At 69.1% G+C, this 20,118-nt stretch carries 20 protein-coding genes; 14 read left to right on the top strand and 6 right to left on the bottom strand.

What is annotated here, in order from left to right; translation table 11 throughout:
- Window positions 1-5 precede the first annotated feature (5 nt).
- Entirely contained in the window at window positions 6-980 is a 975-nt protein-coding gene (locus A5650_RS04400) for a carbohydrate kinase family protein (RefSeq protein ID WP_067286612.1), read from the bottom strand.
- A gap of 131 nt (window positions 981-1,111) precedes the next feature.
- Between A5650_RS04400 and A5650_RS04395 the strand changes: the two genes are divergently transcribed.
- Entirely contained in the window at window positions 1,112-1,741 is a 630-nt protein-coding gene (locus A5650_RS04395) for an Rv0361 family membrane protein (RefSeq protein ID WP_067286611.1), read from the top strand.
- A gap of 21 nt (window positions 1,742-1,762) precedes the next feature.
- Here the strand turns inward: A5650_RS04395 and A5650_RS04390 are convergent, their stop codons facing one another.
- Entirely contained in the window at window positions 1,763-2,137 is a 375-nt protein-coding gene (locus A5650_RS04390) for a HesB/IscA family protein (RefSeq protein ID WP_067087765.1), read from the bottom strand.
- A gap of 123 nt (window positions 2,138-2,260) precedes the next feature.
- Between A5650_RS04390 and A5650_RS04385 the strand changes: the two genes are divergently transcribed.
- The 5 genes from A5650_RS04385 to A5650_RS04365 all read left to right on the top strand — a co-directional run bounded on the left by A5650_RS04385 (window position 2,261) and on the right by A5650_RS04365 (window position 5,676).
- The gene (locus A5650_RS04385) at window positions 2,261-2,944 is read left to right on the top strand and encodes a DUF3043 domain-containing protein (protein WP_067286610.1); all 684 of its coding nucleotides are present in this window, start codon (window positions 2,261-2,263) and stop codon (window positions 2,942-2,944) included.
- A 5-nt stretch (window positions 2,945-2,949) separates the two neighbouring features.
- Window positions 2,950-3,480, top strand: coding sequence for a bifunctional adenosylcobinamide kinase/adenosylcobinamide-phosphate guanylyltransferase (locus A5650_RS04380; RefSeq protein ID WP_067286607.1), 531 nt, complete (start codon window positions 2,950-2,952; stop codon window positions 3,478-3,480).
- Window positions 3,477-4,526: a nicotinate-nucleotide--dimethylbenzimidazole phosphoribosyltransferase gene (gene cobT, locus A5650_RS04375; RefSeq protein WP_067286605.1), complete on the top strand. Its 1,050-nt coding sequence runs from the start codon at window positions 3,477-3,479 to the stop codon at window positions 4,524-4,526. The genes A5650_RS04380 and cobT overlap by 4 nt, the downstream gene beginning before the upstream one ends.
- A 3-nt stretch (window positions 4,527-4,529) precedes the next feature.
- The gene (locus A5650_RS04370) at window positions 4,530-5,252 is read left to right on the top strand and encodes an adenosylcobinamide-GDP ribazoletransferase (RefSeq protein WP_067286602.1); all 723 of its coding nucleotides are present in this window, start codon (window positions 4,530-4,532) and stop codon (window positions 5,250-5,252) included.
- Between the two features lie 97 nt (window positions 5,253-5,349).
- Entirely contained in the window at window positions 5,350-5,676 is a 327-nt protein-coding gene (locus A5650_RS04365) for a DUF732 domain-containing protein (protein WP_067286600.1), read from the top strand.
- Window positions 5,677-5,698: 22 nt separating this feature from the next.
- Here A5650_RS04365 and A5650_RS04360 read toward each other — a convergent pair whose 3' ends face one another.
- Together A5650_RS04360 and gcvT are read right to left on the bottom strand one after the other, a co-directional pair.
- On the bottom strand, window positions 5,699-6,817 hold the full coding sequence (locus A5650_RS04360; protein ID WP_067286596.1) for a branched-chain amino acid aminotransferase: 1,119 nt from the start codon (window positions 6,815-6,817) through the stop codon (window positions 5,699-5,701).
- Window positions 6,818-6,839: 22 nt separating this feature from the next.
- Window positions 6,840-7,934, bottom strand: a complete 1,095-nt coding sequence (gcvT, locus tag A5650_RS04355) for a glycine cleavage system aminomethyltransferase GcvT (RefSeq protein WP_067286595.1) — start codon at window positions 7,932-7,934, stop codon at window positions 6,840-6,842.
- Window positions 7,935-7,979: 45 nt separating this feature from the next.
- Between gcvT and A5650_RS04350 the strand changes: the two genes are divergently transcribed.
- Both A5650_RS04350 and A5650_RS04345 read left to right on the top strand, forming a co-directional pair.
- The gene (locus A5650_RS04350) at window positions 7,980-9,065 is read left to right on the top strand and encodes an adenylate/guanylate cyclase domain-containing protein (protein ID WP_067286713.1); all 1,086 of its coding nucleotides are present in this window, start codon (window positions 7,980-7,982) and stop codon (window positions 9,063-9,065) included.
- Between the two features lie 17 nt (window positions 9,066-9,082).
- Window positions 9,083-10,603, top strand: a complete 1,521-nt coding sequence (locus tag A5650_RS04345) for a leucyl aminopeptidase (protein WP_067286710.1) — start codon at window positions 9,083-9,085, stop codon at window positions 10,601-10,603.
- A gap of 46 nt (window positions 10,604-10,649) precedes the next feature.
- Here the strand turns inward: A5650_RS04345 and A5650_RS04340 are convergent, their stop codons facing one another.
- Entirely contained in the window at window positions 10,650-12,416 is a 1,767-nt protein-coding gene (locus tag A5650_RS04340; protein WP_067286594.1) for an SDR family oxidoreductase, read from the bottom strand.
- A gap of 50 nt (window positions 12,417-12,466) precedes the next feature.
- Window positions 12,467-12,823: an oxidoreductase gene (locus A5650_RS04335; protein ID WP_067286593.1), complete on the bottom strand. Its 357-nt coding sequence runs from the start codon at window positions 12,821-12,823 to the stop codon at window positions 12,467-12,469.
- A gap of 158 nt (window positions 12,824-12,981) precedes the next feature.
- Between A5650_RS04335 and sucB the strand changes: the two genes are divergently transcribed.
- The 6 genes from sucB to A5650_RS04305 all read left to right on the top strand — a co-directional run bounded on the left by sucB (window position 12,982) and on the right by A5650_RS04305 (window position 20,109).
- Entirely contained in the window at window positions 12,982-14,844 is a 1,863-nt protein-coding gene (gene sucB, locus A5650_RS04330; protein WP_156744004.1) for a 2-oxoglutarate dehydrogenase, E2 component, dihydrolipoamide succinyltransferase, read from the top strand.
- Window positions 14,845-14,874: 30 nt separating this feature from the next.
- Window positions 14,875-15,780 (top strand): TIGR01777 family oxidoreductase, encoded by a 906-nt coding sequence (locus A5650_RS04325; protein ID WP_067286591.1) that lies wholly within the window; start codon window positions 14,875-14,877, stop codon window positions 15,778-15,780.
- Between the two features lie 10 nt (window positions 15,781-15,790).
- The gene (gene lipB / locus A5650_RS04320; protein ID WP_067286589.1) at window positions 15,791-16,495 is read left to right on the top strand and encodes a lipoyl(octanoyl) transferase LipB; all 705 of its coding nucleotides are present in this window, start codon (window positions 15,791-15,793) and stop codon (window positions 16,493-16,495) included.
- A gap of 86 nt (window positions 16,496-16,581) precedes the next feature.
- Window positions 16,582-17,517 (top strand): lipoyl synthase, encoded by a 936-nt coding sequence (gene lipA / locus A5650_RS04315; protein WP_067286707.1) that lies wholly within the window; start codon window positions 16,582-16,584, stop codon window positions 17,515-17,517.
- Window positions 17,518-17,521: 4 nt separating this feature from the next.
- Window positions 17,522-18,274, top strand: coding sequence for a DUF4191 domain-containing protein (locus tag A5650_RS04310; RefSeq protein ID WP_067286587.1), 753 nt, complete (start codon window positions 17,522-17,524; stop codon window positions 18,272-18,274).
- Between the two features lie 56 nt (window positions 18,275-18,330).
- The gene (locus tag A5650_RS04305) at window positions 18,331-20,109 is read left to right on the top strand and encodes an amidohydrolase (protein ID WP_197501780.1); all 1,779 of its coding nucleotides are present in this window, start codon (window positions 18,331-18,333) and stop codon (window positions 20,107-20,109) included.
- Window positions 20,110-20,118: the final 9 nt, after the last annotated feature.

Below are 20,118 nucleotides of genomic sequence, written 5' to 3'. Positions count from 1 at the left end.
TGCTCCTATTTGAGAGCAGACGCGATCTCCGCCGCCGCTTCGTCGCCGTAGGCGTCGCCCAGTCGCTGAATCGCTTCTTCGCGGTTCCAGCTCCACTCCTGCGGGCCGGGCGCCTCGAACACGAGCACGGCCACCAGCGAGGCGAGCTGCGCCGAGCGCTCCAGGCTCAGCCCGGCGCTGCGCCCGGTCAGGAAACCGGCCCGGAACGCGTCCCCGATGCCGGTCGGGTCGGCCTGGTGCTTCTCGGGAACCACGCCGACGTGGATGAAGGTGCCGTCGGAGCTGACCAGGTCGACACCCTTGGGACCGAGTGTGGTGACGCGCAGCCCGATCTGGCTCATCACCTGGGCCTCGCTCCAGCCGGACTTCTGCAGCAGCAGGTCCCATTCGTAGTCGTTGGTGAACAGGTAGGTGGCACCGTCGATCAGCTTGCGGATCTCCTCCCCCGAGAGCCGCGCCAGCTGCTGAGACGGATCGGCGGCGAAGGCCAGCCCAAGCTTGCGGCACTCCTCGGTGTGCAGGAACATCGCCTCGGGGTCGTTGGCGCCGACGATCACCAGTTCCGGCGTCCCGATTCGCTTCGTCAGGTCCGCCAGGGAGATGTTGCGCGCCTCTGACATCGCACCCGGATAGAACGACGCGATCTGCGCCATCGCCTCGTCGGTGGTGCAGACGAACCGCGCGGTGTAGGCGCTGTCGGAGACCAGCACGCCCTCGGTGTCGACGCCGACGGCCTCCAGCCAGCTGCGATAGTCGTCGAAATCGCGGCCGACGGCGCCAACGAGCGCAACGTCGCCGCCGAGCACGCCGATCGCGAACGCCATGTTGCCCGCGACGCCGCCGCGGTGCACGACGAGATCGTCGACCAGGAAGCTGAGCGAGACTTTCTGCAGGTGATCGGGCAACAGTTGTTCGGAGAACTTCCCGGGGAACCGCATCAGATGGTCGGTTGCAATCGATCCGGTCACCGCAATAGTCACGAACTACACCCTTCATTTGTTAAGTCGCCTAGGTAATTCTAGTGCGCTAACCTGCGTACAAAAGGCAGGCCCGCCTCCTAAGCAGCACTGTAGACAGGCACGTTCCTACGCATATCTCGGGGAGCAAATCTATGACCGGTCCGTACCCGCCCGAATACGGCGCTGGACCGACCGGCCCGCAAATGTATCCGCAATCACTTCCGTACCCGGAAAGTGTGCCGTCGGCCTACCCGGGAATGCTGCCGCCGCCGGTGCCGTACCGGAAAAAGAGGCGGTGGCCGGTCGTTCTGGGAGCGGTGGTGGCACTCGCGTTGGTCGCGGCCATCGTCGCGATCATTGCCAGGTCGGGCGGCGACGACGACGCCACGGGTTCGAGTGCGCTGAGCGACTCGTCGGCCAGGGCCGCCATCCAGGACTATCTGGACGCGCTGACCAACGGCGACGACGAGACCGTAGCCCGGCACACCCTGTGCGGGCTGTTCGATGCGGTGAAGGAGAAGCGCTCCGATCTGGCGCTGGCGCGCCTGTCCGGCGACGCCTTCCGCAAGCAGTACCGGCAGGCCGAGGTCACGTCGATCGACAAGATCGTGCAGCCCTCACCCCACCAGGCGCAGGTGTTGTTCACGATGCGGGTGACACCGGCCGGATCGCGGCGCAATCAGAGCGACACCCGCGAACAGCAGGCCGTCGCTCAGCTGTTGGCGCACGACAACGAGATCTTGGTGTGTTCCTACCTGCCGCGCACGTCGGGGCAGTACTGAGCGGCTGCGATCAGCCGCGGATCAGTTGAACGAGTCGCCGCAGGCGCACGATCCCGTGGCGTTGGGATTGTCGATGGTGAAACCCTGCTTCTCGATGGTGTCGACGAAGTCGATGGTCGCGCCCTGCACATACGGCGCGCTCATCCGGTCCACCGTCAGGTTCACGCCGCCGAACTCCGCGGTCAGGTCGCCGTCCAGCGACCGGTCATCGAAGAACAGGTTGTAGCGCAATCCAGCGCACCCACCCGGCTGCACGGCGATGCGCAGGGCGAGGTCGTCGCGGCCCTCCTGGTCCAGCAACGCCTTGGCCTTGGCGGCAGCAGCATCGGTCAGGATCACACCGTGGGTGGCGGTTGCCGTGCCCGGGGTTCCTGCCGACTCTTCCTGAACTGTCATTACGTCTCCTGTAGGCCTCATTGTCGTGGCGCGTACTGAATCAACGGTACCTCCTTTCGACGCTATTCCCGAGTTTGTCCCCAGGCCGCCGACGCCCAACGGCGCGGAAGTAACCTGGCAGGCGTGAACCTGCTGGGCCGCAAGAAAGACGACAAACCGAACGCCGACGCATCGGATGCCGATGTGGCGGAGAACACGGATACGGAGGCGCAGTCCGCCCGGCCCGGCGGCACCACCCCACCCAAGGGCAGGCCGACGCCCAAGCGCGACCAGGCCGCCCGCAAGCGCGGACCGGTGGCGCCGGCCCCGATGACGGCGGCCGAGGCGCGTCGCCGCCGCAAAGAGATGCGCAACAAGATGAGCCGCGAGGAGCGGCGCGAGGAGAAGGCGGCCCGTCGCGAGCAGATGAACGAACGCCGCGACCGGATGATGGCCGGCGAAGAGGCCTACCTGCTCCCCCGCGACAAGGGTCCGGTGCGCCGTTACGTCCGCGACGTGGTCGACGCCCGCCGCAACGTGCTCGGGCTGTTCATGCCCTCGGCCCTCGGTCTGATCTTCGTGATGCTCGCGGTGCCCTCGGTCCAGGTCCAGCGGCTGATCTCGCCCTTGATGCTCGTACTGGTGCTGATCATGGTGATCGACGGCTTCATCCTCGGTCGACGGGTCAACAAGCTGGTCGACGAGAAGTTCCCCGACAACACCGAAGGCGGCTGGAAGCTCGGCTTCTACGCGGCCAGTCGCGCGTCGCAGCTGCGGCGCATGCGCGCACCGCGCCCGCAGGTGAACCGCGGCGAAAAGGTCACCTGAACCCGGTGCGCACCCTGGTGCTCGGCGGCATCCGGTCGGGTAAGTCGCAGTGGGCCGAAACCACACTCGCCGCCGAGGCGGCCGACGCGCAGCCGATGCGCTATCTCGCGACCGGTCCCTCGCCCGCCGGTGATCCCGAGTGGGCGGCCCGGGTGACGGCACACCGAGAGCGTCGCCAGGATCGCTGGGAGACCGTCGAAACCACCGATGTCGCAACGCAATTGCGCACCCAGCCGATCGCTACCCTGGTCGACGACATCGGCTCGTGGCTGACCGCGGCGATGGACCGATCGGATGCGTGGACGGGCGGCTCGATCGCCGTCGACGTCGATGACCTGCTCGGCGCCGTCGACGGGTTTCCGGCTCCGCTGGCGCTGGTCAGCCCCGAGGTGGGGTTGACCGTCGTGCCCGCGACGGAGGCCGGCCGCAGGTTCGCCGACGAGCTGGGCACGCTCAACCAGCGGCTCGCCGCGCTCTGCGACCGGGTGGTTCTCGTCGTCGCCGGCCAACCGCTCGCGGTCAAGGAGCCGGCGTGACGGACTTCCCGCCCGTCCAGCCGCCGGACGCGGAGGCGGCCGCCGCGGCGCGGGCGCGGCAGGACCGGCTCACGAAGCCGAAGGGATCGCTGGGCAGGCTGGAGGACCTCTCCGTGTGGATCGCCTCGTGTCAGGGCGCGTGCCCGCCGCGGCCGGTGCAGCGACCCCGGGTCGTGGTCTTCGCCGGCGACCACGGCGTCGCCAAGGCGGGCGTATCGGCCTATCCGGCCGACGTCACCGCGCAGATGGTCGCCAACTTCGACGCCGGCGGCGCCGCGATCAACGTGCTGGCCGAGGCCGCGGGCGCGACCGTGCGCGTCGTCGACATCGCCGTCGACACCGACGAGCCGCACTCACCGGCGATCGGTGCGCACAAGGTGCGCCGCGGCAGCGGCAACATCGCGGTCGAGGATGCGTTGAGCCCCGACGAAGTCGTAGCCGCGCTGGAGGCCGGCCGCCGCATCGTCGACAACGAGGTCGACTCCGGCGTCGACCTGTTGATCGCGGGCGATATGGGCATCGGGAACACCACTCCCGCAACGACTTTGATCGCGGCTCTCACCGACACAGAGCCGGTCGCGATCGTGGGGCGCGGGACTGGCGTCGACGACGCGGGCTGGGCGCGCAAGACCGCCGCCGTCCGCGACGCGCTGTATAGGTGCCGGGACAGCCGCACCGATCCCGTTGCGCTGCTGAGGATCTGCGGCGGAGCGGATATCGCGGCGATGACGGGGTTCTGTGCCCAGGCGGCGGTGCGGCGGACGCCGGTGCTGCTCGATGGTCTGGTGGTGAGTGCGGCCGCGCTGCTGGCCGAACGCCTCGTGCCGGGTGCCCGCCAGTGGTGGCAGGCCGGGCACCTGTCCACCGAACCCGCTCACGAGGTGGCACTGCACCGGCTGGGGCTCGAGCCGATCCTCGACATGCGCATGCGCCTCGGCGAAGGCACCGGCGCCGCTGTCGCGCTGTCGGTCGTGCGGGCCGCGGTCGGAGCGCTGACGTCGATGGCGACGTTCGACGAGGCGGGCGTCACGTCCGAGGATCGCTAGCTCGTGATCCGTTCACTTGCAGGGGCTTTCGCGTTCGGCACCGTGGTACCGGTGCGCAGCACGACTGCGATCGGGCGCGGCGCGCTGACGGCGTTGCCGGTGGCGGGCGCGGTGCTCGGCGGGCTGGCCGCGGCTGTGGTGTGGGCGGCGTCGTGGGCATTCGGGGCGGGCCCGCTGGCCGGGGTACTCGCGGTGGCGGTCATCGTGGGTGCGACCCGCGGCTTGCATATCGACGGGTTGGCCGACACGGCCGACGGCCTGGGGTGTTACGGCCCCCCACAGCGCGCCCTCGAGGTGATGCGCGACGGCTCCGCAGGCCCGTTCGGAGTCGCCGCGGTGGTGTTTGCGCTCCTGGTGCAGGCCTTGACGTTCGCCGGGCTGTCTACCGCCGGGCTGGTGGTCGCGGTCATGGCGGGCCGCGTCGCCGCGGTCCTGGCCTGCCGCAGGGGTGTGCCCGCAGCACAGGGAAGCGCGCTGGGCGCGCGGGTCGCGGGCACACAGCCGGTGGCGGTGGCCGGCGCGTGGATCGTCGCGGTCGCCGGGCTCGCCGTCCTCGCGGGTCCGCGGCCCTGGCAGGGGCCGCTGGCGGTCGCCGCGGGCCTGGTGTGCGGCGCGCTGTTGGTGGCGCACTGTGTGCGACGCTTCGGCGGCATCACCGGCGACGTGCTCGGCGCCGCGATCGAAGTGACGATGACGGTCACGGCGCTGGGGCTCGCGATCCGCTGAGCCGCGCCGGACTCCAAGAAGTCGCCAAGAATCCGCCAAGGACGGCGTCGGAGCCTTTCGGTACCGCAAGGAACCCTCCATCGAAAGGAAGCCCGACATGTTCGATCTGAGCCGCATCACCATTGCCGCCGCCGTGGGCGCGCTGGGCATCGCAGCCGTCGTGACCGCAGGCGCCGCCGCGGCCAACACCGTCGACGACACGTTCATCGATGTCCTCAGCCGGCAGGGCATCCAGCCACCGTCGGACTCCGAGGCGATCAGCGTCGCGCACGACGCCTGCGCTGTGATCGACGGGGGCGGCGACCTCGCGGCCGCCGTGGACGCGGTCTCCGGTACCACTAAGCTGGATTTCGAGGATACGGCGTTCTTCGTCGGCGCCTCGATCGCGTCCTACTGCCCCGAGCACGAGAGCCTGATCGGCTGACGTGCGGTGCGGGTGGCCCGGCTCAGCCGAGTCGGGCCATCCAGCCGTGCGTATCGGCGAAGGTGCCGCGCTGAATACCGGTCAATGTGTCGCGCAGCGCCATCGTGATCTCCCCCGGCCCGCCGTCGGCGATGCTGAACTCGCCCTCGGCGTGCTTGACCGTGCCGACGGGCGTGATGACGGCGGCCGTTCCGCACGCGAACACCTCGGTGATCTCGCCGGCGGCCGCCTTCTTCTGCCACTCGTCGACGTCGATCTTGCGTTCCTCGACCGCGAAGCCCGCGTCGGATGCCAACTGCAGCAACGAATCCCGCGTGACCCCGGGCAGAATGGAGCCACTCAGCTCGGGCGTGACCAGCCGTGCCGATCCACCGCTGCCGAATACGAAGAACAGGTTCATCCCGCCCATTTCCTCGACGAAGCGGCGCTCGGCGGCGTCCAACCACACCACCTGGTCGCAGTCGTTGTCCGCGGCCTGGGCCTGCGCGAGCAGCGAAGCGGCGTAGTTACCGCCGAATTTGGCGGCGCCGGTCCCACCCGGGCAGGCGCGCACGTACTCGGAGGACAGCCACACGCTGACCGGCTTGATGCCGCCCTTGAAGTAGGCGCCCGCGGGCGAACCGATGACCATGTAGCGGTACTGCGTCGCCGGCCGCACACCCAGTCCGGGCTCGGTGGCGAACACGAACGGCCGCAGATACAGCGACTCCTCGCCCCCGGCGGGCGGCACCCACTGCTCGTCGACGGCGATGAGCTGGCGCAGCGACTCGATGAAAACGTCCTCGGGAAGCTCCGGAATCGCGAGCCGGCGCGCCGAGGACCTCAGCCGGCGCGCGTTGGCCTCCGGCCGGAAGCTCACCACCGAACCGTCCGCCCACCGGTAGGCCTTGAGGCCCTCGAAGATTTCCTGCGCGTAGTGCAGCACGATCGCCGACGGATCGAGTTCGATCGGGCCGTACGGGATCACGCGCGCGTTGTGCCAACCCTCGCCCTCGGCCCCGTCCTTGTGCCAGTCGATCGAGACCATGTGATCGGTGTGGTACCGGCCGAATCCGGGGTTGGCCAGGATTGACGCCCGTACCTCATCGCTCGCCCGGTTCGCATTGCGCTCAACCGTGAACTCGAGGGGGCCGTCAGTCATGCAGCGATTGTATATCCGGGCGCTAGCGGGTTTTCGCCTCGACGAACGGCGGCTTGACCACCTCACACTCGAGTGCGCGGCCCCGGACGTCGACCGCGACGCGCGCCCCGTCGGCGATGTCGGCCGCGGTGTCGATCAGGGCCAGCCCGATGCCGACTTTCAGTGTGGGAGAGAAGGTTCCCGATGTCGTCACCCCGACGGGCCGGTCGCCGTCGAGCACCGTGAGGTCGGCCCGCAGCACTCCCCGACCGACGGCCTTCAGTCCGCGCAGCAGCCGGGGCGGTCCGGCCTCCTTCTCGGCGAGCAGCGCGTCGCGACCCCAGAACGCGTCCTTGCGCCAGCCGATCGCCCATCCGCAACGGGCCTGCAGCGGCGAGAAATCCAGCGACAGTTCGTGGCCGTGCAGCGGATAGCCCATCTCGGTGCGCAGGGTGTCGCGCGCGCCCAGTCCGGCAGGCTCGCCACCCGCGGCCGTGACGGCCTCGAGCAATGCGTCGAAAACCACATCCGACTGGTCCCACGGCGGCAGCAGCTCATAACCGTGCTCGCCGGTGTAACCGGTGCGGCACACCCGCACGGGCACCCCGGCGAACTCGGCGTCGGCGTAACCCATGTAGTCCATGTCGGTCGGCAGCCCCAACCCGCCGACCACCTCGGCCGACTTCGGCCCCTGCACCGCCAGCACCGCATACGACCGGTGCTCGTCGGTGATGGTGAGCCCGGCCGGTGCCCGCTCCTGCAGCGCCGCGACGACCGCGGGGGTGTTGGCGGCGTTGGGCACCAGGAAAATCTCTTCGTCGGAGACGTAGTAGGCGATCAGATCGTCGATTACCCCGCCGGAGTCGTTGCAGCACAACGTATATTGCGCCTTGCCGGGGCCGATGCGGCGCAGATCGTTGGTGAACGCGGAGTTGACGTACTCGGCGGCGCCCGGTCCGCGCACCAGCGCCTTCCCCAGATGGCTGACGTCGAAAAGCCCGACGGTGTTGCGGGTGGACGTGTGCTCGCTGACCGTTCCCGCGTACGAGACGGGCATCAGCCAGCCGCCGAATTCGGCGAAGTTCGCGCCGAGTTCGCGGTGGCGGTCTTCCAGCGGGCCCTTCAACACGTTCGTCACGCCGATCCACCCTAATGGGGACGCTCAGTTGGCACACTTGTGCAGGTGGTCGATCTCGACGCGCTGCAAGCCGCCGGGATCGCCGACGCCCACGACCGGGCAGGTCTGATCGCCTACCTCGACTCGCTGGGGTTCACCGCCGAGGACATGGTCGAGGCCGAACGACGGGGCCGGCTCTTCGGCCTTGCGGGTGACGTCCTGCAGTGGTCTGGCCCGCCCACTGTCACCCTGCGGGCGGCCGCCGAGCGGCTCGGCGTGTCGCTCGCCGATCTCACCCACGCCTGGCAGGCGCTCGGCCTGCGGGCCGCCGACCCCGACGTGCCCGCGCTGAGCAGCGCCGACGTCGACGCACTGCAGTCCTGGCGGACGATCAGCGCGGTGACCGGCCCGGGCGCCGCGCTCAACTTCCTGCGGATCATCGGTGCGACGATGGCGCGCCTCGCCGAGGCCAGCGGATCGATGATCCGGCTCGCACAGCCGGACCTGCTGATGACCCACACCCACGACGAGCTCACCACCGCACGGGCCTACCGCGCCGTCGCCGAGCTGGTGCCCGGCATCTCGGCGCTGATGGACTCGGTGTGGCGCCACCACATCACCAGCGCCAGGGCCTACTTCGAGAACGTCATCCACGACTCATCGGCGGTGGTGACCTGCGGTGTCGGGTTTGCCGACCTGTCAGGGTTCACTGTGCTGACCCAGCGGCTGAGCCCGACGGAGCTGTCCGAACTGCTGGTCGAGTTCAGCGGCGCGGTGAGCGACGTGGTGCACGGCGACGGGGGCCGGGTGGTCAAGTTCATCGGTGACGAGGTGATGTGGGTGAATTCCGACCCGGAGCAGCTGCTCCAGGCGGCGACGGACCTGATCGACTATCCGCGAGCCCGCGAGAGCGGCCTGGGCGTGCGCGCCGGGCTCGGGTACGGCCTGGTGCTCGCGCTCGGGGGCGACTACTTCGGCACCCCGGTCAACCTGGCCGCGCGGCTGGTCAGCGCGGCGGCGCCCGGCCAGATCCTCGCCGCGGGCGACGTGGTCGATGCGCTGCCCGGCCACCCCGCGACCCCTCTGGAACCCTTGACGCTCAAGGGGTTCGAGGGCCCGGTCACGGCCTACGACCTGCACCCCGGCTCCTGAAGCTAGGGTTGGGCTTCGTGAGCCCTGCAACCCCCGGATACCAAGCCCCCACCGTCACCGTCAGCTCCTCGCTGCCCAAACGCAAGGTCGACGCCTCGGTGCTGATCGTGCCCGTGGTCAACGGTGACGACGACTCCTCGGCGAGGGTGTTGGCCAGCCCGTTCCTCGACACCTCTGCGGTCGCCGAGATCGAGACCGCGCTGGCGGCGCTGGGCGCCAAGGCAGGCATCGAGCAGGTGACGCGTGTCGTGGCGCCGTCGCTCCCGGTGGGCAGCGTGCTGGCGGTCGGGCTCGGCAAGCGGCGCGACAGCTATTCACCCGACGCGGTGCGCCGCGCCGCGGGTGTCGCCGCCCGTTCGCTGAACGGCACCGGGTCGGTGGTGACCACGCTGTCGGGTGTTGACCTGACCGCGGCGATCGAGGGGCTGATCTTGGGCGCGTACCGGTTCAGCGACTTCCGCAGCGAGAAGACCGCCCCGAAGGACGCCGGCCTGCGCGAGATCACCGCGCTGGCCCCCGACACCAAGTCGGCCACCAAGGAGTCCGCGCAGCGTGCGGCGGACATCGCGACGGCGGTGGCCACCGCCCGCGATTTCGTCAACACGCCGCCCAGCCACCTCTTCCCCGACGAGTTCGCCCGGCGCGCAAAGGCTTTGGGTGAGGCGGCTGGACTGTCGGTCGAGATCCTCGATGAGAAGGCATTGGAGAAGGCCGGTTACGGTGGCATCATCGGCGTCGGCAAGGGGTCGTCGCGGCCGCCGAGGTTGGTGCGGTTGACGCACAAGGGCGCCAAGCGCAAGGGCAAGAAGGTCGCGCTGGTCGGCAAGGGCATCACGTTCGACACCGGCGGCATCTCGATCAAGCCCGCGGCGAACATGCACCACATGACCTCCGACATGGGCGGCGCGGCGGCCGTCATCGCGACGGTGGTGCTGGCCGCCAAGCAGAAGCTGCCGATCGACGTCATCGCCACGGTGCCGATGGCCGAGAACATGCCGTCGGCGACCGCACAGCGTCCCGGCGACGTCCTGACCCAGTACGGCGGCATCACGGTCGAGGTGCTCAACACCGACGCCGAGGGCAGGCTGATCCTGGCCGACGCGATCGTGCGCGCTGGCGAGGACGAACCGGACTACCTGATCGAGACCTCGACGCTGACCGGCGCGCAGACCGTCGCGCTGGGCTCCCGCACACCGGGGGTCATGGGCAGCGACGAGTTCCGCGACCGGGTGGCGAGGATTTCCCAGGCCGTCGGCGAGAACGCCTGGCCCATGCCGTTGCCAGAGGAACTCAAGGACGACCTCAAGTCGACGGTCGCCGACCTCGCCAACGTCAGCGGGTCCCGCTTCGCCGGGATGCTGGTCGCGGGCACATACCTACGCGAGTTCGTGCGCGAGGGCGTGCAGTGGGCCCACATCGACATCGCGGGCCCGGCGTACAACACGTCAGGCCCGTGGGGCTACACCGGCAAGGGCGGCACGGGTGTGCCGACGCGGACGATGTTCGCGGTCCTGGAGGATATAGCCGCGAGCGGCTGATCTGGCAGTAGCCGCGAGCGGCTGATTCGGCAGTAGCCGCGAGCGGCTAGAGGACCTTGCCGCGCGCGGTGCTGCGCATCACCTGTGGCAGCAGATGCGCGACGGCGTAGACGATGTGCGCCTCGGGCGCGACCGGGCGGATCGGCTTGTTCTTCTTGACCGCCGAGACGATCGCGTGGGCGGCTTTGTCCGGCCCATAGCCGCGTCGGGAGAACACCTTTTCGAGTTGCGCGCGACGGGCTTCGACCTTGTCCAGTTTGGACGCGGGAGCATCGAACCGGGTGGTGTGCACGATGTTGGTGTCGATAGCGCCCGGACAGACCGTGGTGAGGCCGACGCCCGCCTGGTCCAGTTCGGCGCGCAGGCAGTCGCCGAACATGAACACCGCCGCCTTGCTGGTGGCGTACGCGTTCATCGACTGCTGCGGCGAGTACGCCGCCATCGACGAGATGTTCACGACGTGCCCGCCCAGCCCGCGGTCGACCAGCCGGCGGCCAAATGACCTGCAGCAGTTGACGACTCCGCCGAAGTTGATGGCCAGCACGCGGTCGTACTCCTCGCGCGGGGTGTCGAGGAACATCCCCGCGTGTCCGACACCAGCGTTGTTCACCACGATGTCGGGCACCCCGTGTTCGGCGCACACCTCGTCGGCGAACCGCTCGACGGCGTCGGCGTCGGACACATCGACGGTGTAAGCGTGCGCGATTCCGCCGCGGGCGGCGATCTGGGCAGCGGTCTCTTTCACTGTGCCCTCGTCGACGTCGCTGACAACGATCTCGGCACCCTCGCGGGCGAAGGCAAGCGCCGTCGCACGGCCGATGCCGCTGCCGGCGCCTGTCACCGAAACCAGTGTGTCGCTGAAGTGTTCGCGCGGCCGGCCGACCTGCGCGCGCAACAGCTCACGCGCGGGGGGCTCGCCCTCGAGATAGTCGACGAGCTGCTCGACCGACGTCGCGACGGCCTGCGGATGCGACATCGGCGACCAGTGTCCGGCGGCGATGTCGCGGCGCCACAGCCGCGCCACCCATCGGCGGGTGTCCTCGTAGACGTGCGGCCGCACGAACGGATCCCTGGTGTTGACGATGAGCTGCACCGGGATGTCGACGTAGTGGTCCTTGCGCCCCGGCGCCATCGACCGCAGGTAGTTGGCGCCGTACACCTTGACGCCCTTCGCGGCGTCGGCCCTGTAGGTCGCCGAATGGTGCAGTTGCTCGCGCGGGATGCCGTCGCGCACCAACAGGATCTGGCGCACGAACTCGGCGACGAAGGCGCGTACCGCCAACGGGGCCACCACCGGGATCGAGAAGAACCCCATGTACGAGAACGACAGGAACTGGCTCAGCGCGCGCACGAACCGGCGCGGGCGCCACGGGCGCATCAGGGCACTGGTGATGAAGACGTTCAGGTGATCGATGCTCGGACCCGAGACCGAGGTGAACGACGCGATCCGGTCGCCGGCACCGGGCCGGGCCAGGTACTCCCACATGGCCGCCGAACCCCAGTCGTGGGCGAGCACGTGCACCGGCCCGGCCGGGCTGACCGCGGCGACGACCGCTTCGAAGTCCTCGGCGTACCGCGACATTCGGTAGGCCGAAACCCGTTTGGGCCCAGTCGATTCCCCGACGCCGCGGTTGTCGTAGCGCACGATACGGAACCGGTCGGCCAGCAGGGGTACCACTCCGTCCCACAGGACGTGCGTATCCGGCCACCCGTGCACGAGAACCAGGGTGGGACGGTCGGGGTTGCCCTCTTCGTAGACCGCGATCCGCACGTCATCCGTGCTGTCGACGAATCGCTGCGCGATCGCCCCCATTACACCTCCCGTGAATTGGCGAAACCGCCGGTACCGTATCAGTGCTGCGGCTAGCGCTCCTCGAGCTCGCGTCGCATCGCACGTCGGCGCTCGATCCGGCGCCGCTCGTCGTAGTCGCGCATCCGCTGCGGATAGCCGACTTTCTGCACGTCGTAGACGGGGATCCCCAGCCGGTCGGACAGCAGACGGGCACCCGCGTCTCCCCCGGCGCGGCGCCGCGTCCACTCGCCGTCGGCGGCGACCAGCACCACGGTGACATCGGTGACGGTGGTCTTCGGTTCGACGAACGCTTCGACGCCGGTGTGGTCGGCGACCCACTGGCGCAGGTAGTTCAGATCGGCGGCAGGATCGTCGCGCGGGCCTCTGGACCCGCGCTTGCCGCGCCGGAACCTGTCGAGGACTCCCACTCCCGTCCGCTCTCCCTCCGATAGCTCTTTCGATAGTGCCAGAGCGTTGGGTCGGACAGTCTGCGGCGAACTGCGCGTCCGGACGTGACAGGATGGGTATGAAGACAATCACCCCAGCACGATCGACGACCGTTCAAGGGAGCGAGGGAGTCAATCACATGGCCATCTCTGTTCAGATGCCCGCACTCGGTGAGAGCGTTACCGAGGGGACTGTCACCCGATGGCTCAAGCAAGAGGGTGACACGGTCGAACAAGATGAGCCGTTGCTCGAAGTCTCCACCGACAAGGTCGACACCGAGATCCCCGCGCCCGCTTCCGGTGTGCTGAAGAAGATCATCGCCCAAGAGGACGACACCGTTGAGGTTGGCGGCGAGCTCGCGGTCATCGGCGACGCCGACGAGGACGGGGGTGACACCGGCGAATCCGACGAGGACGAAGGCGACACCGCAGACTCCGACGACGCCGAGGAGGACCAGGAGGAGCCCGCCGAGGAAAAGCCGGCAGAGGAGCCCGCCGCGCAGTCCGAACCCGCCGCCGAAGAGACGGAATCAGAACCCGAGCCCAAGTCCAAACCCCCCGCGAAATCCTCGGGTGAGGCGACACCGGTGCTGATGCCCGAACTCGGCGAGTCGGTCACCGAAGGCACCGTGACCCGTTGGCTGAAGAAGGTCGGCGACAGCGTGGAGGTCGACGAGCCGCTGCTGGAGGTCTCGACGGACAAGGTCGACACCGAGATCCCCTCGCCCGTGGCGGGCACGCTGATCGAGATCGTCGCCGAAGAAGACGACACCGTCGAGGTGGGTGGCGAACTGGCCAAGATCGGCGATGCCGATGCAAAGTCCGAAGCCGAGCCCGAACCGGAACCTGAGCCGGAGCCGGAACCCGAACCGGAACCTGAGCCGGAGCCGGAGCCCGAACCGAAGCAGGAGTCGAAGGAACAGCCCGAGCCGGAACCCAAGCAAGAGGCCAAGTCGGAACCCAAGTCCGAACCGAAGCCCGAGCCGAAATCCGAATCGAAGCCGGCGCCCAAGCCCCAACCGAAGTCCGAACCTGAGCCGTCGAGCGACTCCGGCCCCTACGTCACCCCGTTGGTGCGAAAGTTGGCCGCGGAGAACAACGTTGACCTCGCCAGCGTGAAGGGCACCGGGGTTGGTGGACGGATTCGCAAGCAGGACGTCCTGGCGGCGGCGGAGTCGAGCAAGGCACCGTCGACCGAACAGGCCGCCGAGGCCCCGGGCAAGTCGCCGGCGGCAGCGGCACCTGCGGACGCCAACGCCTCGCGCGCATCCCTGGCACACCTGCGCGGCACCACGCAGAAGGCCACCCGGATCCGTCAGTTGACCGCCAAGAAGACCCGCGAATCTCTGCAGGCGACAGCGCAACTGACGCAGACCCACGAGGTCGACATGACCAGGATCGTGTCGCTGCGGGCGCGGGCGAAGGCCAGCTTCGCCGAACGCGAAGGCGTGAACCTGACCTATCTGCCGTTCATCGCCGTCGCGGTCATCGACGCGCTCAAGGCGCATCCGAACGTCAACGCCAGCTATAACGAAGAGACCAAGGAAATCACCTACTACGACGCCGAGCATCTCGGCATCGCGGTGGACACCGAACAGGGTCTGCTCTCACCGGTCATCAAGAACGCCGGCGACCTGTCGCTGGGCGGGCTGGCCCGCGCGATCTCGGACATCGCCGCGCGCGCGAGGTCCGGTGATCTCAAGCCCGACGAGTTGTCCGGCGGGACGTTCACCATCACCAACATCGGCAGCCAGGGCGCACTGTTCGACACGCCGATCCTGGTGCCGCCGCAGGCGGCGATGTTGGGCACGGGTGCGATCGTCAAGCGGCCGCGGGTGATCGCCGACGAGTTCGGCAACGAGTCGATCGGCGTGCGGTCGGTGTGCTACCTGCCGCTGACCTACGATCACCGGTTGATCGACGGTGCCGACGCCGGACGCTTCCTGACAACCGTCAAGCGCCGCCTCGAGGAAGGCGCATTCGAGGCCGATCTGGGCCTGTAGAAGGTTCCGAGAGAAGGGCTTACGCCTGTCGTGTCCGAAGCCGTAATCGCGATCGCGGGATCGTCCGGTCTGATCGGCACGGCTCTGGTCTACGCGCTGCGCGCCACCGACCGCCGTGTGCTCCGCATCGTCCGGCGCGCACCGTCGAACGCCGACGAGGTGTTCTGGAACCCCGACACCGGTGAGTTCGACCCGGCGACGCTGGCCGGGGTGGATGCGGTGGTCAACCTGTGTGGGGTGAACGTCGGCGAGAAACGGTGGTCGGGCGCGTTCAAACAAAGCCTGCGCGACAGCCGCATCGGCCCGACCGAGGTGCTGGCCGCCGCCGTCGCTGAGGCGGAGGTGCCGGTGCTCGTCAACGCCAGCGCGGTCGGGTACTACGGCGACACGGGCCACCGCATCACCGACGAGACCGCTTCGGCGGGCGACGGGTTCCTCGCCAATCTCTGCGTCGACTGGGAGGCCGCCACCTGGCCGGCCCGCCAGGACGGCGCCCGGGTGGTGCTGGTGCGGTCGGGGCTGGTGTTGGCGCAGGCCGGAGGAGTGCTGGGCAGGCTCAAGCCGCTGTTCTCCCTGGGTTTGGGCGCCCGCCTGGGTAACGGCCGCCAGTACATGCCGTGGATCAGCCTGGAGGACGAGATCCGCGCGCTGCTGTTCGCGATCTCGCACGAGGAGCTGTCGGGGCCGGTGAACCTGACCGGCCCGGCGCCGGTCACCAACGCCGAGTTCACGACGGCGGTGGGGCGCGCGGTCAACCGCCCGACACCGCTGATGGTGCCCGGGTTCGCGCTGCGCGCCGCGCTCGGCGAGTTCGCCGACGAGGGTCTGCTCGGCGGTCAACGTGCCATTCCGGCCGCACTCGAGCGGGCCGGTTTCGTCTTCCACCACAACACCATTGGTGAGGCATTGGCGTTCGCCACCGCGTCGCCGGAGTAGCGTCGTCGGTATGGCGGATTCGATTCGTTCGGCGACAGCGCCGGTCGACGTGCGCCGGCTGGGGTCGGTCGAGTACGAGAACGCGTGGCAATTGCAGCGCACGATCGCCGACCAGCGGGTGGCGGGCGGCCCGGACACGCTTCTGCTGCTCGAGCACCCGCCGGTGTACACCGCGGGGCGGCGCACGCTCGCCGAGGAGCGGCCCCGCCCGGGCGTCGGCACCACGCCCGTCATCGACACCGACCGCGGCGGGAAGATCACCTGGCACGGACCGGGTCAGCTCGTCGGCTATCCGATCGTCGGCCTGGCCGAACCGCTGGACGTCGTCAACTTTGTGCGCCGCCTAGAGGAGGCGCTGATCAAGGTCTGCTCCGACCTGGGCGTGCGGACCGGCCGGGTGGAGGGCCGGTCCGGGGTGTGGGTGCCGTCCGCGGCGGACCGCGAATCCGATAGCGCCGGAACCGGCCGGGCCCGCAAGATCGCCGCGATCGGCATCCGGGTGGCGCGGGGAACGACGCTGCACGGGTTCGCACTGAACTGCGATTGCGACCTGTCGGCGTATTCGGCGATCGTGCCGTGCGGAATCGCCGACGCCGGGGTCACTTCGCTGACGGCTGAACTGGGGCGTCGCGTCGCGGTCGCCGACGTCATCGACCCGGTGGCCGAGGCCGTGTGCGATGCGCTCGACGGTCGGCTGGTAGTAGCGTTGACGTAGTGACTGTCGCACCTTCATCCAATGTCGCCGGCCATGCGGCTCCGGCATCCAATGTCGCCGGCCATGCGGCTCCGGAAGGCCGGCGGCTGCTGCGTCTCGAGGTCCGCAACGCCGAGACGCCGATCGAGCGCAAGCCGCCGTGGATCAAGACCCGCGCTCGGATGGGTCCGGAGTACCAGGAGCTCAAGGCGCTGGTGAAGCGCGAGGGTCTGCACACAGTCTGCGAAGAAGCAGGCTGCCCCAACATCTTCGAATGCTGGGAGGACCGCGAGGCCACCTTCCTGATAGGCGGTGAGCAGTGCACGCGTCGCTGCGATTTCTGCCAGATCGACACCGGCAGGCCCGCCGAGCTCGACCGCGACGAGCCGCGCCGGGTCGCCGAGAGCGTGCAGGCGATGGGGTTGCGCTACTCGACGGTGACCGGTGTGGCCCGCGATGACCTGCCCGACGGCGGCGCGTGGTTGTACGCCGAGACGGTCCGCGCGATCAAGGCGCTCAACCCGAACACCGGCGTCGAGTTGCTGATCCCCGACTTCAACGGTGATCCGGATCTGCTGCGCCAGGTGTTCGACTCGCGCCCAGAAGTGTTGGCGCACAATGTCGAAACCGTTCCGCGGATCTTCAAACGCATCCGGCCGGCGTTCCGGTACGAGCGCAGCCTCGAGGTCCTGACCGCGGCGCGCGAGTACGGGTTGGTGACGAAGTCGAACCTGATCCTCGGCATGGGCGAGACGCCCGAGGAGGTGCGCACCGCGCTGACCGATCTGCACGACGCGGGCTGCGACATCGTCACTATCACGCAGTACCTGCGGCCCTCGGTGCGCCACCACCCGGTGGAGCGCTGGGTGCACCCCGACGAATTCGTCGAACACGAGCGGTTCGCTCAGGGTCTCGGCTTTGCCGGTGTGCTGGCCGGACCGCTGGTGAGGTCGTCATACCGCGCGGGTCGGCTCTACGCGCAGGCCAAAGCGATATCGGAGACGGGAGCCGCGACGGCGCCGACATCGGACTCCGTATCCTGAAGCAATGGCGAAATCCCGCAATCCCGAGGCCATGAAGGCCGCGAAGGCCGAGGCCAAGGCGGCCCGCAAGGCAGCGTCGAAAGAACGCCGCAGCCAGCTGTGGCAGGCGTTCCAGATGCAGCGCAAGGAGGACAAGCGCCTCCTGCCGTACATGATCGGCGCGTTCGTGCTGATCGTCGCCGCCTCTGTGGCGCTCGGCCTCTTCGCGGGCGGCTTCACCACCTACATGATGATTCCGCTGGGCATCGTGCTCGGCGCGCTGGTGGCGTTCATCATCTTCGGCAGGCGCGCGCAGAAATCGGTGTACAGCAAGGCCGAGGGCCAGACGGGCGCCGCGGCCTGGGCGCTGGACAACATGCGGGGCAAGTGGCGCGTGACGCCCGGTGTCGCAGCGACGGGTCACTTCGACGCGGTGCACCGCGTGATCGGCAGGCCCGGCGTGATCTTCGTCGGTGAGGGTTCGCCGTCGCGCGTGCGGCCGCTGCTGGCGCAGGAGAAGAAGCGCACGGCTCGACTGGTCGGCGACACCCCGATCTATGACGTCATCATCGGCAACGGCGAGGGCGAGGTGCCGCTGGCCAAGCTGGAGCGCCATTTGAACAAGCTGCCCGCCAACATCACCGTCAAGCAGATGGACTCGCTCGAGTCGCGGCTGGCCGCGCTCGGCACGAAGGTGGGACCCGCCGCGATGCCCAAGGGTCCGCTGCCGGCGCAGGCCAAGATGCGCGGCGTGCAGCGCACCGTGCGCCGCCGCTGACGGCCCGGCGCGCCGCCTTGCCGCGGCGCCGAACACTTCGCGATACTTCCCCGGCCATGTGTACCGCCTGCGAATGGGCACCCCATTTCTCCCGTCGGACGGTGCTGCGTGCGGGCGCGGTGGCCCTCGCCGCGACGGCGGCGAGCGCCTGCTCGGTGACGCCGGAACCCGAGACCGGCACCGAGAAGGCGACCGCTGACTTCGTGTTCCGCAACGGCCCGATCTACACCGTCGCGGGACCGCAGCCCTGGGCCCAGGCGGTCGCGGTGCGGGGCAACACCATCGCTCACGTCGGTGACGAGGCGGGCGCGATGGCGCTCGTCGGACCCGACACCCGGGTCGTAGACCTACCGGGCCGGTTGCTGATGCCTGGTTTCGTCGAAGGCCACATCCACCCGTTCCTCGGCGCCTTCCTCACCTCGGGCGTCGACCTGCAACTGCCGACCGGAGCCGACGCGCTTGCCGCGATCGAGCGGTACGCGAAGGCGAATCCTACCGGGCCGGTGCGCGGATTCGGTTGGCGCGTCGACATGTTCGGCCCCGCCGGACCCGACCGCGCCGACCTCGACCGCGTGCTGCCCGACCGGCCGGGGTTCTTCTTCGCCATCGACGGACACAGCCTGTGGGCCAACAGCAAGGCGCTCGAGATCGCGGGTGTGCACCGCGACACCCCCGATCCGATTCCTGGGTTCAGCTACTACGTGCGAGACCGCAACGGCGACCCGACCGGATACGTGCTCGAGGTGAACGCGGTTCTCGGGTTGGTCGACGCGATCGAGCCGATCTCGCCGGAGACCATGGGACGCCTGCTCGAAACGTGGCTGCCGAAGGCGTCGGCGGCCGGCATCACGTCGGTCTTCGACGCCGGAGTACCGCCGATCGGCGAGGACCAGGGTGCGCTGATCGGCCTGTACACCGACATCGAGAAGCGCGGAGCGCTGCCGTTCCGGGTGGTGGCGTCCTACAGCGTGCGATCCGCGCCGGTGGACGACGCCGTGCAGAAACTGACCGATATCCGCGACCGGTTCACAACCGATCTGGTGCGGGCCGATGTGGTCAAGATCGTCGGCGACGGTACCCAGGGCGGCTACACCGCGTGGTTGATCGAGCCGTACGCGGACAAGCCCGACTCCACGGGCGGATCGCCGTTCACCGAGCAGCAGTGGCACGAGCTCATCGGCCGGGTCGACGCCGCGGGCTTCGACGTGCACGTCCACGCATGCGGTGAGCGCACCGCCCGCGTTGCGCTGGACGCGATCGAGCGGGCCGTCGCCGCCAATCCCCCGCGCGACCGCAGGCACGCCGTCGCGCACCTGGTGTACGTCGAGGACCCCGACAGCGGGCGCTTCGGCGAGCTTGGCGTCGTCGCGCAGTTCTCGGCCAACTGGATGTCCGCCGATCCCGACACGATGCAGAACATGGCCGCCCGCTACGGCGCGCCGCGCAAAGACCTGATGTATCGCCCTCAGGACGTGCTGAAATCGGGCGGGCGCATCTCGCTGGGCACGGATTGGCCTGCGGCGGGCTACTTTTCAACGTACAGACCACTCGACTCGATCCAGATCGGCGTCACCCGCACGCTGATCGGCGAGCCGGATGCGCCGGTGTTGGCGCCGGCCGACCAACGGCTGACCGTCGCGGAAGCCGTGCACGCGAACACGCTCGGGGCGGCCTACCAGCTCCGGATGGACGATGAGGTGGGCTCACTCGAGGTCGGCAAGCTCGCCGATCTCATCGTGCTCAGCGAGAACATCTTCGAGGTCGACCCGCACGACATCCACCGGGCCGACGTGACGCTGACGATGATGAACGGCCAGATCCGCCACGAGACCTGACCTGCACCC

Source organism: Mycobacterium sp. 1164985.4 (genome assembly GCF_001668575.1).
Classification (GTDB): domain Bacteria; phylum Actinomycetota; class Actinomycetes; order Mycobacteriales; family Mycobacteriaceae; genus Mycobacterium.
The sequence above is the reverse complement of the archived record's forward strand: the minus strand, read 5'-3'. Positions and strand labels throughout refer to the sequence as shown.